Origin of the sequence: Microbacterium sp. (genome assembly GCF_039812165.1) — a bacterium.
Lineage (GTDB): Bacteria > Actinomycetota > Actinomycetes > Actinomycetales > Microbacteriaceae > Microbacterium.
Map to the genome: position 1 here is coordinate 1 of NZ_JBDIAB010000012.1, position 12,434 is coordinate 12,434.

Annotated in this window: 13 protein-coding genes; 6 read left to right on the forward strand and 7 right to left on the reverse strand. The window is 69.0% G+C overall.

Annotated features, from left to right (window positions below; all coding sequences use genetic code 11):
- The first annotated feature begins 516 nt into the window (after positions 1 to 516).
- Positions 517 to 1,887: a sugar transferase gene (locus tag WML84_RS02360; protein WP_347344558.1), complete on the forward strand. Its 1,371-nt coding sequence runs from the start codon at positions 517 to 519 to the stop codon at positions 1,885 to 1,887.
- 163 nt (positions 1,888 to 2,050) lie between these two features.
- On the opposite strand, the gene WML84_RS02365 is transcribed toward WML84_RS02360, so the two are convergent.
- Positions 2,051 to 2,662 carry a hypothetical protein gene (locus WML84_RS02365; RefSeq protein ID WP_347344559.1) on the reverse strand — a complete coding sequence of 204 codons (612 nt, stop codon included), beginning with the start codon at positions 2,660 to 2,662 and terminating at the stop codon, positions 2,051 to 2,053.
- Between the two features lie 81 nt (positions 2,663 to 2,743).
- On the opposite strand from WML84_RS02365, the gene WML84_RS02370 reads away from it, so the two are divergent.
- The 4 genes from WML84_RS02370 to WML84_RS02385 all read left to right on the forward strand — a co-directional run bounded on the left by WML84_RS02370 (position 2,744) and on the right by WML84_RS02385 (position 6,164).
- Positions 2,744 to 2,944: a hypothetical protein gene (locus tag WML84_RS02370; RefSeq protein ID WP_347344560.1), complete on the forward strand. Its 201-nt coding sequence runs from the start codon at positions 2,744 to 2,746 to the stop codon at positions 2,942 to 2,944.
- A gap of 218 nt (positions 2,945 to 3,162) precedes the next feature.
- Positions 3,163 to 3,783: a hypothetical protein gene (locus WML84_RS02375; RefSeq protein ID WP_347344561.1), complete on the forward strand. Its 621-nt coding sequence runs from the start codon at positions 3,163 to 3,165 to the stop codon at positions 3,781 to 3,783.
- Between the two features lie 33 nt (positions 3,784 to 3,816).
- Positions 3,817 to 5,145: an MFS transporter gene (locus tag WML84_RS02380; protein ID WP_347344562.1), complete on the forward strand. Its 1,329-nt coding sequence runs from the start codon at positions 3,817 to 3,819 to the stop codon at positions 5,143 to 5,145.
- A complete protein-coding gene (locus WML84_RS02385; protein ID WP_347344563.1) occupies positions 5,142 to 6,164 on the forward strand; it encodes a hypothetical protein in 1,023 nt (340 codons plus the stop codon). Before WML84_RS02380 ends, WML84_RS02385 begins: the two co-directional genes overlap by 4 nt.
- Positions 6,165 to 6,168: 4 nt before the next feature.
- On the opposite strand, the gene WML84_RS02390 is transcribed toward WML84_RS02385, so the two are convergent.
- The 3 genes from WML84_RS02390 to WML84_RS02400 all read right to left on the reverse strand — a co-directional run bounded on the left by WML84_RS02390 (position 6,169) and on the right by WML84_RS02400 (position 8,531).
- A complete protein-coding gene (locus tag WML84_RS02390) occupies positions 6,169 to 6,543 on the reverse strand; it encodes a VanZ family protein (protein WP_347344564.1) in 375 nt (124 codons plus the stop codon).
- A 114-nt stretch (positions 6,544 to 6,657) separates the two neighbouring features.
- Positions 6,658 to 7,557 (reverse strand): DUF6492 family protein, encoded by a 900-nt coding sequence (locus WML84_RS02395; protein WP_347344565.1) that lies wholly within the window; start codon positions 7,555 to 7,557, stop codon positions 6,658 to 6,660.
- The gene (locus tag WML84_RS02400; protein WP_347344566.1) at positions 7,554 to 8,531 is read right to left on the reverse strand and encodes a glycosyltransferase family 2 protein; all 978 of its coding nucleotides are present in this window, start codon (positions 8,529 to 8,531) and stop codon (positions 7,554 to 7,556) included. The genes WML84_RS02395 and WML84_RS02400 overlap by 4 nt, the downstream gene beginning before the upstream one ends.
- Before the next feature lie 337 nt (positions 8,532 to 8,868).
- On the opposite strand from WML84_RS02400, the gene WML84_RS02405 reads away from it, so the two are divergent.
- Positions 8,869 to 9,438 (forward strand): acyltransferase, encoded by a 570-nt coding sequence (locus WML84_RS02405; RefSeq protein ID WP_347344567.1) that lies wholly within the window; start codon positions 8,869 to 8,871, stop codon positions 9,436 to 9,438.
- Positions 9,439 to 9,469: 31 nt separating this feature from the next.
- Here WML84_RS02405 and WML84_RS02410 read toward each other — a convergent pair whose 3' ends face one another.
- From WML84_RS02410 to WML84_RS02420, 3 genes are read right to left on the reverse strand one after another with little or no spacing between them, the layout of a single operon-like run.
- A complete protein-coding gene (locus tag WML84_RS02410) occupies positions 9,470 to 10,945 on the reverse strand; it encodes an O-antigen ligase family protein (protein WP_347344582.1) in 1,476 nt (491 codons plus the stop codon).
- A 2-nt stretch (positions 10,946 to 10,947) separates the two neighbouring features.
- The gene (locus tag WML84_RS02415) at positions 10,948 to 11,700 is read right to left on the reverse strand and encodes a hypothetical protein (protein WP_347344568.1); all 753 of its coding nucleotides are present in this window, start codon (positions 11,698 to 11,700) and stop codon (positions 10,948 to 10,950) included.
- Complete coding sequence (locus WML84_RS02420) at positions 11,697 to 12,377, reverse strand: hypothetical protein (protein ID WP_347344569.1); 681 nt, start codon at positions 12,375 to 12,377, stop codon at positions 11,697 to 11,699. Before WML84_RS02420 ends, WML84_RS02415 begins: the two co-directional genes overlap by 4 nt.
- Between the last annotated feature and the right edge of the window lie 57 nt (positions 12,378 to 12,434).

Sequence of the window (12,434 nt, forward strand, 5' to 3'; positions counted from 1 at the left end):
CCGTTCCCCGGACGACGGGCACGCCCGCAACCCGCCCTCCGGCCCGCGGGACCTCGTCCCCGCCTGGTCGAGAGCCGCGGTGAGCGAGGTGCTCGCGGGCCGCCCGTTTGTACAGTTCCCACACAAACACGCCGAGACGACCGGCCCTTGACCGTGGATGTCGTGCAAGGCGGTATCGGTTTTTCCGGACGTCGCACCTTCTGGGTATGATGGTCGCGGCGTAAGTGAGGATCTGGGCCCTCACGCACGACTGGGAAATCGTGTGCGCCACTGGGGACGACAGTGCCGGCGGGAACCGGTTCTGTCCATGTTCTGGGGAACAACATGGCAATTGGGGAAATGTCGCGCGTCGCGCTTGCGCCGGGCGAAGAGTTGCTGACCGCTGTCGACGCTCCTGTCGTCGCATCGAAGCGCAGTGTCGCAGCCGTCCGTGCAGAGTACGATCCGGCCACCGCACCGCGAGTGCAGCCGGGGCTCGAGCGCCGTCGTCGCTGGGAGCGCCGCTATGCGCGTCGTGTGCACGCGACCGACACGCTGATCGTGCTCGCCGCGACGGCGACCACCGCGGGCGTGGACTCCGTCCTCGCCGGCCACGACGTGTGGGCGCTCGCCCGCGTGGCCGCTGCGACGGCGTTCGCATGGCTCGTCATGCTGCGCCTGAACCACTCGCGCGCGACCGAGGTCTTCGGCTCGGGCGCCACCGAGTACAAGCGCGTCGCGCACGCCACCGGCTTCGCCTTCGGCCTCCTCGCGATGCTCTTCGTCGCCTTCCAGTGGCAGGGCATCCAGCCGCAACTGCTGTTTGCGCTTCCGATCGGACTGTTCGCGATGCTCGTCGGCCGCTGGTCTTGGCGGCGCTGGCTCACCGGTCAGCGCGCTTACGGCCACTACGCGTCCCGTGCGATCGTCGCGGGCTCGCGGGACGACGTCGAGTACGTGATCCGCAACCTCGACCAGAACGGCAAGAGCGGCTACATCGTGATCGGGACGACCGTCTCCGACGACGACATCAGCCCGGTCCGCGTCGACGGGCGCACGGTGCCCGTGGTCGGCGCGATGAGCCGGACGGCGATGCACGCCCAGGAGCTGCACGCCGACACGATCATCGTCGCGAGCCGGCCCGACTCCGACCCTGACTTCATCAAGCGTCTCAGCTGGGAGCTCGAGGGAACCGCGGCGGAGCTGATTCTTTCCAGCCGCCTGACCGATGTCGCCGGTCCGCGTATCTCGCTCCGCCCGATCGACGGGCTCCCTCTCATCCACGTCGCGATTCCCGACTTCGAGGGCGGCAAGCACTCCCTCAAGCGCGCCGTGGATATCCTCTTCGCGACGATGGCGCTCATCCCGGTCGCCATCGTGGCGCCGTTCATCGCGCTGGCGATCAAGCTCGACTCGAGGGGTCCGGTGTTCTTCCACCAGACCCGCATCGGCCGCGACGGCCGCGAGTTCCAGATGATCAAGTTCCGCACGATGAAGGTCAACGCCGAGGCGGAGCTCGCCAAGCTGCAGGCGCTGAACGAGGGCAACGGGCTGCTCTTCAAGATGAAGGACGACCCGCGTGTCACTCGCGTCGGCAAGGTGCTGCGCAAGTTCTCGCTCGACGAACTGCCCCAGTTCTTCAACGTGCTCACCGGCGACATGAGCGTCGTGGGCCCGCGCCCGCCGCTGCCTCGTGAGGTGAGCGACTACCAGGGCAAGATCTTCCGTCGCCTGTACATCAAGCCGGGCATCACCGGACTATGGCAGGTCTCGGGCCGCAGCGACCTCTCGCTGGAGGAGAGCATCCGTCTCGACCTCCGCTACGTCGAGAACTGGTCGATCACGAACGACCTGATGATCATGTGGCGTACCGCCCAGGTCATGGTCGCTCCCAAGGGCGCGTACTGACTCAGGCTTGGGGAAGCCTGAGTCGGTACGAGACCCTCGGCGTGAAGCCGGGGCCCACGGTCGTATCTCAGCCCAGACTCCCCCCGTGCGTTCTGCGCGTGGGTGAGACGACCGTGGGCCCCTCCCCGCTTCCGTCCGCGGCCCGGTAGATTTGACGCGATTCTCAGGGGGAGACGATGACCGGATCGACGACGACATGGTGAGCGTGATCATCGCCGCTCACAACGAAGAGGCGGTCATCGCCTCGTGCCTCGATGCGCTGCTCGCGGAGCGCAGTGGCCGCGAGATCGAGATCATCGTGAGTGCGAACGGATGCACGGATCGGACGGCTGAGATCGCCGCGAGTCGAGGAGTCGTCGTCGTCGACCGACCCGACCCGGGAAAGCCCGGGGCGCTCAACGCCGCCGACGAGATCGCCACAGGCTTCCCCCGCGTCTACCTCGACGCAGACATCGTCGTCCCTCCTGGTGGGCTGGACGCCGTGCTCTCGCGGTTCGACGGTCTTCCCGCGCCGCTCGCCGTGGCTCCCCGCCGACGCATCGACACGACGGGCCGCCCTTGGCCTGTCAGAGCGTACTTCGCGATCAACGAACGGCTGCCGGTGTTCCGGAACAGCCTGTTCGGCCGAGGGATGATCGCCGTGTCGGAAGCCGGACGTCGACGATTCGACGCCTTCCCCGACCTCGTCGCCGACGATCTCTTCCTCGACGCCCAGTTCACCGAGGACGAGAAGAGCGAGGTCCGCGACGTCCAGATCTTCGTCGAAGCGCCTCACACCACGAGACAGCTTCTCAGGCGACTGACGCGCGTCCGTCGTGGCAACGCCCAGATGCGCGACGCCTCCGATGCGGGAGCCGTGAACGCCTCCGTTCGGCGTTCGAACAAGTGGTCGTGGTTCCGCGACGTCGTCGTCCCCGAGCCGCGGCTCGTCTTCGCCGCCGTTCCCTACGTCGTCATCACGCTCTCCGCGGGCCTGCTCGCACGCCGGAAGCCCAAGGCCGACAGTTGGGGCCGCGACGAGAGCACACGCCGATCCACGCGAGGCGAGGCGTCGTGACGAGCGACGAGGCACCGACCTCCGCGCTCCTCGCGCGCGGTCAGGCTCTGAGAGAAGCGCGGTCGACCAGGGCCTGCGGCCGCGCGACACCGAGAACGTCCGTGCCGCTTCCGTGCGGCCGGTATCTTTGAAGGACCGGCTCTCCTCGACGGAGAACAGGAAACGCCATCTGGGGGGATGCGATGAACGATCGGCCGACGGTATCCGGAGACGACTCCGTGTCCGAGAAGAATGCTGACACCACACGGCTGACGCCGGCGATGCGCCGCGTGCTCTGGCTCGTCGGCGGTGTCGTCGCCATCGCGCTGGTCGTCGCCGTATGGCTGGCCACCGCCGGTAGGGGCGGCGACACGGCACCCACCCCGTCTGCGACACCGACGGCGGGCCCCCTGCCCGGAGCCACCCCGACGACCGGCTCCGAGGTCCAGGATCCGGCAGCGGGACGCCCCGACCTCGGCCGGATCCCCCCGCTGCCCGTCGCCGCCCCGCTCGTCTCGGCGCCCTTGCCCGAGTCGGCGACCGCCAACCGCAAGCTCGTCGAGGGCTTCCCGGCGAAGATCATGGGCCCCGCGCCCGATTCCGACATCGTGAGCAGCGCGCTCGCCACCGAGGGCTCCGTCATGCAGGTGACCCTCGTCGCCAGGACGGATGCCTCGCCGGAGAGCATCGTCGCCCACTATCGCGACGTGTGGGCCCAGCTCGGCCTGATCGACCAGGGCACGACGAACGGGAACGGCGCGGCCTACGCGAGTCCGCACACGTCGCTCACCCTCGCCTTCTCTCCGGAGTCGGGGACGGGCACCGTCTACACGATCCTCGGCTCGTTCCGCACCGAATAGCCCACGCTCGCCATCCGAATCCACTGATCCCACGTGTATATCTCCTTCTCGAACACGCCGCCCGCCGACGGTGAGGCCGCGGGACCGAAACCGGGCGCCCGCACCGTCTCGTCCACGGTCATCAGCCTGGGCATCGTCTCGCTGCTGACCGACATCTCCTCGGAGTCGGTCGCCGCGATCCTGCCGCTCTACATCACCGGGGTGCTCGGGCTCTCGACGATCGCCTTCGGCTTCCTCGACGGGCTCTACCAGGGGGTCTCCGCCCTCGTCCGCATCGCGGGAGGATACGCCTCCGACCGCTACGATCAGCCGAAGTGGGTCGCGTTCGTCGGCTACGGGCTCGCGGCCGTCGCGCGCGTAGGTCTGCTCTTCGCGTCGGGTTTCGCGGCCATCACGGCGGTCATCACCGCCGATCGCATCGGCAAGGGCATCCGCACCGCCCCGCGTGACGCGCTGATCACGGCGACCTCCCGTCCCGACAACCTCGGCACGTCCTTCGGCGTCCACCGCACGCTCGACAACATCGGCGCGGCCATCGGGCCGCTGCTCGCCTTCTTCATCCTGTTGCTGATCCCGGACGGTTTCCACACGGTCTTCGTGGCGTCTCTCGCGTTCGCGACGATCGGCGTGGTCATCCTCGTCCTCATCGTGCCGAACGTACGGACGCGCGCGAAGGCCCCGTCCGACGAGCACGACGGCCGCGACACGGCGGCCGCTCCGCGCGCGCGTTTCGACTGGGCGGTGGTCACCAAGGGCCCGATGCGACGCGTGCTCGCCGCTGCGGGGATCCTCGGCCTCCTCACGATCGGCGACGGCTTCGTCTATCTCGTCCTGCAGTCGCGCAGCGACTTCGCCGCCCAGTGGTTCCCGCTGCTCTACGTGGGCACCAACGTGGCCTTCCTCGCGCTCGCCATCCCGCTCGGGCGCCTCGCCGACCGCATCGGCCGCGCCCGCGTGTTCGTGTTCGGCCACGTCGGACTGCTCGCGGCGTACGTCGTCGCCGCACTGCCCGTCGCGGACGTCGCCGCGACCGTCCTGTGCCTCGTCTTCCTCGGTGCCTTCTACGCCGCGACGGACGGCGTGCTGGCCGCGCTCGCCGCGCAGCTGACGACCCCGGAGACGCGCGGCACCGGCATCGCCGCCGCACAGACCGTCGTCGCGCTCACCCGCTTCGTCGCCGCGGCGGGCTTCGGGTTCCTCTGGTTCGCGCTCGGTCGCGAGACGTCGCTGCTCGTGGTCGCGGGGCTGCTCGTCGTCGCGATCCCGCTCGTCGCGATCCTCCTGCGCCCGTATCTGGGTGCCCCGGGCGGGGCGGCCTCGTCCGCGCGGTCCTCGGACGCCGAGGAGGATGGTGCACTGTGAGCGTACGTCTGAGGTGGTTGCTCGTCATCGGCGTGTCGATCGTGGCGCTCGGGGCCACGGCTCTCGTGGGCTGGTTCGCCTGGCAGCAGTTCCAGGCCCGCCAGAACGCTCCCAGCAGCGCGGAGACGACCACCGACCACGGGTGGGCCGCGCAGGATCGGCTGGTCTTCCGGAACACCGCGGCCGGCCAGGGCTACGGCCACGTCGCGAGCGTCGCCCTGGACGATCCGACGGGCCCGCGTGCGGTGACGGACGTCGCCTGCGACCGCGTGGACGCCGTCGATGACGAGTTCGTCTGCCTCCGCACCGAGCGCGGGATCGCGCCCACCTTCGTCGCCAGCCTCTACGCGAATGACGCCACCCAGGTCGGCACGTGGCCGTTGCCCGGCATCCCGAGCCGCACGCGCATCTCGGCCGATGGCGAGCTCATCGCCACGACCGCGTTCGTGACCGGGCACTCCTATGCGACGATCGGGTTCTCGACCGAGACGATGATCCGCACCCGCGACGGCGAGAGCTTCGGCAGCCTCGAGGAGTTCGTGTTCATCCGCGAGGGCGTGGAGTCCGCGCCGACGGATCGGAACTTCTGGGGTGTCACGTTCATCGACGACACCACGTTCTACGCGACCGCCGGCATGACCCTCGAGGGCAAGACCTACCTGATCAAGGGCGACCTGGCGGCACGGACACTCACGACGATCGCCGACGACGTCGAGTGCCCGTCGCTCTCGCCGGACGGCAAGCGCATCGCTTTCAAGAAGGTCACGGCGGGGTCGGGCCCGACGGTGCACTGGACGCCGGCGATCATGGACCTGAAGACCGGCGACGTGCGGCTGCTCCCCGAGACCCGCAACGTCGACGACCAGATCGAATGGCTCGACGACGAGACGATCCTCTACGGGATGCCGCGTGACGACGCCCCCGGCGACACCGACGTGTGGGCGCTGGACGTCGACGGCGCGGCGTCGCCGAAGGTCTTCGTCGAGCACGCCTGGTCGCCCTCGGTCGTGCGGAACTGATCGGCTAGGTCCGATCGGTTCGGCGGTGTCGACGCTCCGCTCGAGACACGATCACCCACGCCAACGAAGCGCCGATCGCGGCGCCGAGGGCGTTGGCGAGCACGTCTCGCACACTCGGCGTCCGCGCCGGCAGGAGCACCTGAGCGAGCTCGACGCCTATCGACAACACGAGGGCGAGCGCCGCACCCTTCCAGTGACGACGCAGCAGGACGGTCAGCAGCAGACCCAGCGGGACGAACATGAGCACGTTCCCGGTGAACTCCACCCAACCGGCGCCGAACGCCGGCACTCCCAGTGCATCGCCCAGCCAGTGCGCGATCGCCGCGGTGATGCTCGAGTAGGACACCGGAGCGAAGACCACGACGACGACGGCGACCACGTAGGCGATCAGACCGATGACTGCCCATCGCGGTCGACCGATGCCGCGGGCGACCTGCGCACCGTCAGGCAAGGGGCGGCACCAGGGGAGGCGAGCTCGTCTCGGGCGCCGGGCTCACTTGTCGGCCGCCCGCTCCGCGATGAATCGGAGCACCGCCTCGTCTGTCGACGAGTTGGACTGCACATGCACCGCGAGATCGTCCGACGGCAGTGCGTCGACGAACTCGGTCGCCGTCCCCATGGTCAGCGGAGTCGTCCCCCAGTGGCTGTGACTGTAGCTGCGCGTGCCGATGAACGCGCGCCGGGCGGGATCTGCGAGGGTCATGACGTACGTGCCATAGGTGATGAACTCGGAGAAGTCGAGGCTGCTTCCGACGACGTCCTGCCACCGCCGGCCGGTCGTCTCCTCGATCCTCGTCAGCATGTCGCGCACGAGCGGGGGATCCCAGCTCACGATGCCGGCGATGTAGTCGGGGGAGTCCGTCTCCATCGCGTCGACGCCGAGCAGCTCGAGCGCCTTGTCGCGCTGCGCGCGGTGACGACGCATCTGAGGCGTGATGCCGTCAGGCAGCCGGTAGAGCCGCACGACGCCGTCGCTGTTACGGAACGCCGACTCCTCCAGCGGCCGTACCAGGAGCACGTCCGAGTCGATGATGAGGGCGACATCGACGCCGAGCTCCGGCACCACCGCCAGCTTCACCATCTGCTGGAGGATCCAGCCGCGGATCGGCGGCCAAGGACGGGTGGCGTTGACGGCCGCCACGCGGAACCCCCGAGGAATCCGCGGAATGCGTGCCAGCCCCGTCGTGGAGAGGAACCGTCGCGGAAGGACCTCGCGTTCGCTCACGACGTCCAGACGGCTGGACCCGATCGACTCGAACAGCGAGACGTCCATGCCTGGTACGGCGACGATGTGACGCACCGCAGGGTCGGTATGACGTACCACCGACTCGTGCAGACGCACGAAGGTCTGGAAGTCCGGCCTGTGGCTTGTCGTGAGAATGGCGAGGCTCATCGGGCCGCTCCTCCGAGGTCGTTGGTGGTATCGCTCTGGACTGCGCGAGCCCTGCTCGCCTTGGGAAGCGCCGCCCACGTGGGAGGCGAGGCGACGGCACGGAGGACCGCCCGGTGAGTCGGATCCGTGGACCGCACGAGATGATTCAGAACCGCGGTGACGTGGAAGAGGAACGTCGCGACGCGGCCGTGATACCCGGCGAAGTACCGCACGCGGTTGACGGCGAGCAGCTGCTCCAGGGCGACGGACGAGCCCGAACCCCCGGCGGCGTGGCGGACGATCGCCTCGGGCTCGAACCAGGTCGTATGTCCGGACTCGCGCGCACGACGGAAGTAGTCCGTCTCCTCCGAGTAGAGGAAGAATCTCTCGTCCCAATCGCCGACCGCGTCGGCGGTCTCCCGCGAGATCAGCATCGCAGCCCCGGTCGCCCAATCGACCGGATGCGCGTACTCGTACTCGTCGGGCGAGAGCACCATCTCGGCGAGCGCCGCAGGTCGTCCGCGGAACCTCCCCCCGAGGAGGGCGTCACCCAGGCCGCGGAGAACGGAAGGCTCGCGTCGGAGCGATGTCGACAGGGCGCCCGAACCGTCGAGCACGGTCGGCACGGCGATGCCGACCCCGCGTTGTGCGATCCGCTGTCGCAGGGCTGCGATGGCGCCCGGTTCGACGACGAGATCGGGATTGAGCACCAGGATCGCATCGGCGTCGCCAGCCGCCGTCATCGCGGCGTTGATGCCGCCCGCGTAGCCGAGGTTACCGCCGGTGGACAGTGCGACGACGTCGGCGTGCGCGCGAGCGACCGCCAGGGTGTCGTCCGGCGACTCGTTGTCGGCGACGATCACACGCAGGCTCTGGCCGCTCGCCTCTCCGCGCAGCGAAGCGATGAGACGGTCCAGGTCGGTGGCGGAGCGGTAGGTCACCACGATGACCGCGACGTCGGCATGGCCGTCCTTACCGACGAAGCGACCGCTCATCCGCTGCTCCTCACGCCACACGCTCCCGTCCGCCTCAGTCCTTCGCATGGTCGTCTCCTTCGGAACCGGCGAGACCCGAGCACACGTTCGCGCCCACCATCCGGACGCCCTTCGCACTCTGCGGCGACGGCATCCGCACGGCCGTCACGATCGCCGGCACGCGGCATTCGACGTGTCATCCATCCCCCGGTCAACGTCCGGACCGATCCGGTGACGATCGTCCAGCCGGCGCGCACCGGCTCTCCCGTTGGTTCCCCAGGAGCAAAATACCATGCACAGCCGGCCGCGCGTCTCGTCACGATCGATGTGGGGGGCGATCCCGTCTATGATCTGTCCGGTGGGAAACCTTCGCAAGACCGGGCGACTGCTCCTCATGCTCGCGCGCCGCCGACTGTTCAACATCTGGCTGAACGGCCTCGTCGCCTCCGAGCTCGTTCCCGAGCACGCGCGCTGGCTGTTCCTACGAGCGACCGGCCTCCGTGTCGAGCGCTGCCTCATCGACTCCGGCGGCTATGTCGGCAGTCGGCGGATCGTGATCGGGCGCGGCAGCTCGATCAACTGCGGCGTCTTCCTCGACGGCTCCGCCCCCGTGGTCATCGGCAAGAAGGTGGCGCTCGGAATGAACGTCCTCGTCATCACCGGCACCCACGAAGAGGGCGGACCGGAGAACCGTGCCGGCGGCGAGCTCGTCGTGGAACCGGTGACGATCGAGGACGGCGCATGGATCGGCGCAGGATCGGTCATCCTGCCCGGTGTGACCATCGGCCGCGGCGCGATCGTCGGCGCCGGCTCCGTCGTCATGAAGGATGTCGCTCCCGACACGGTCGTGCTCGGGAACCCCGCTCGCGTCGTCCGACGTCTCGAGGCGGAGAAGGCGCCGGCCTCCCCCGAGGCGTCAGCCGAGTGAGCACGCGAGGCTAAAGGCCGGCCCGCGGCGCCTATCGCTTCGATCGACGGGTGGTCGACCGTACGACATGCGACGTCGAATCGAGCGGTTCCGCGCCCGCCAGAGGCCGACCGCTCTCGGCGCGGGGCGGCGCGGGGAACACCTCGAGCTGGTCGCCCCAGACCGGATGACCCGCGTCCGCGACGGCGACGGTGCGGATCGCACCGCAGAGGCCGACGAGCACGAACAGCAGGCCTCCGGCGATCGGGAACGCGAGCCCGTCGAAGAAGGCGAACAGCAGGCCGATGATCAGCACCGATGCCGCCAGCGCGTGGGCCGCGAGCCGCACGTCGGGCGAGGTGCTCCTCCGGCGAGCGTCCCAGGCACTCCACATGGCCGTCGCGAAGATGGCGGCGAAGGCCGTGACCCCGAGCACACCCAGCTCGATCGCCGTGATGGCCCACTGGTTGTCGAAGATGTAGTAGCGGGGCAAGAAGGTTCCGGAGCCGACACCGATGAGCGGCGAGCCCGACATGAACTCCGTCAACCGCGCGAGAGCGTCCGTGCGCGAGAGCGTGCTGCCGTCCTCCGCCACGCCCGTGAAGAGCCTCGTCGTCGCTCCGGCGAGGCCCGGAACGACCGCGATGAGCGCACCGACAAGGAGCACTCCGCCTGCCAGCACGGAAAGGCGGTGCCGGCGCGGCACCGCCGGGAACATCGCCACGACCGCGACCACGAAGCCGATCATTGCCGAGCGGGAGAGACCGGTGAGCGCCACGAGCGCGAGCATCGCGGTCGCCACCCACCACCAGAATCCGCTTCCGCCCGACCCGCGGGAGCGGAACCCCCGGCTCAACGCCGCCGCCACGCAGATCGAGAGACCGGCGTTGAGCGTCGTGACGAGCTCGAGTGGATGCGTCGCCGTGGCCGATGCCCGGATCTGACCGTTTCGCTCCGCCACGCCCCCGAACCCGAGCGTGAACCCGGGCACGGAACCCCAGAAGTCGAGGAGGTACTGCGCCGTGAGGACCTGCAGGAACGCGAGCACGGCGAGCAAGGTGACACCGATGCCGATCCGGCGCAGCAGGCGAGTGACATCGCGCATCGTCTTCACACCGTCGAGGATCACCAGCAGCACGCCGGCCGACGAGACGAGGCTGACGATCCAGCTCATCGCCGGGCTGATCTGATCGGCGGGCTGTCCGCGGAGCATCGCGGCGGAGAAGCTCACCAGCACGATGACGAGATAGACGACGAAGGCGATGCGAACCGGCTGCGAGATCCGGTCGACGTCGACGTTGCGCCACTGAAGCCGCGACAGCATCCAGAACGCGAACAGCACGAGGCCCCACAGCAGGGCCGGGCGTCCGAGGGACCCCAGCCCGTTGATCGTCACGTTCGAGGGGATCCCGAACAGGAGCACGATGTAGATCGTGACGAGGCTGGTGGCGTCGCCGACGCCGTTCGCCCGAACGAGTCCCGCATGCTCCACCGCCGGCACCGGCGCATGCTGGCCGACCGTCGACATCGTCACCCGCTGCCGCGTTCGGACCGCACAGACGTGCCGTCGAGCGCGGACGGCACCGTGTCATCGTGGGTCTCCGGCACGTCGTCGTCGGCGGCGTCCGACGTCGTGTCGTCGGACGGAGCCGATGCGGCCTCACCGGCACGACGGCCTGCCACACGACGTCGACGCGTCGAAAGACCGTCCACGAGGGCGGCGAGAGAGAGCATCACGACGAGGACGCCGAGCGCCGCCCCGCCCGTGAGGAGCATGCGCGTGCGCTGGATCGGCCTGCTCTCGGCGTCGACGGCGAGGGTGGTGATCGAGAGCCGGTAGCCCTCCTCGATGCCTTCGGCCACCTGCATCGACTCGAGGGTGGAGACGGTCCGATCCATCATGGTCGCGAGCAGCTTCTCGGCGTCGGCGTCCGAGCGGGCCGTGACGGTCACGGTGATGATCGGGGCCGAGGTCCCCGTCCTCGCCACCTCGACGGTCGCGTCGGGATACTTCTCGAGCACGTCGTTCAAGACGTTCTGACCCATCACGGCTTGCGCCACGATGTCGGTGGGCAGGGCGAGCCCGCTGAGGTACAGATAGGGGTTCGTCGCCCCCTCCGGAAGCGAGCTCATTCCGGGCAGCACGATCTGCGAGCCTTGCCGCTCGTACTCGGGTTGGACGACATTCCAGGCGCCCACCGCGCTGGCTATCGCAAGGAGGATGCCGGGGACGACGATATACCAGCGTCGCAACATCATCCGCAAAACATCGGCAAGCTTCATGCCGTCATCCCTCCCGCGGTTCGACCCGCACGGCTACGGCGGTATCTCGCCACCCTCTCCCACAGCAGCGCGGAACCCACGCCGCCGATCACACCTGCTACGCCCATCGCCGCCAGCGCCGCCGTCCGGCTCACGCGTGTCGGCTCAATGTACTGGATCGCCGTCGGCAGCGGCTCGATCTCCCAGATGATGTGGTCGACGGCGGACGCTCCCACCTCCGCCTGCAGCGCCTCGGCGGTCTGCACGACCTCATCGATGAGGGCGGTCCGCCTCGACTGCACGTCGGCGGCGGAACGGCCGACCACCTGGACGGTGACGGCCGCCACCGGGTTGTCGGTCACCCACTGGTTGCCGGAGAACGCCACGCCGACCAGCTCGGTCTCGCGGATGCCCGCCCCATAGAGCGGCGCATCGTCCTGCGAGTAGTGACTCGGCTCATGACCGTCGTTCACCTTACGCGCGACCATGTCGGCGAAGGAGATGACGCTCTCGTTGGTGAAGCCGTTGTCGGGCTCGATGCGCGCCGCGCCGGGCCAGCGGAAGTCGACGACGGCACGCGTCGAGTAGATCCCGCCGTCTTGGAGGAGGGTCCACGCCAGGAACGCTGCAAGGCCGAGCGCGACAACGGTGGTATACCATCGCCTGGCGATGACGCCAAGGATTTCACGCACCGTCATCGACGGACTTCCCCTCCACCTACGCGCGTCTCCCCCGCGGCCGCGCCCAGAGCCAGC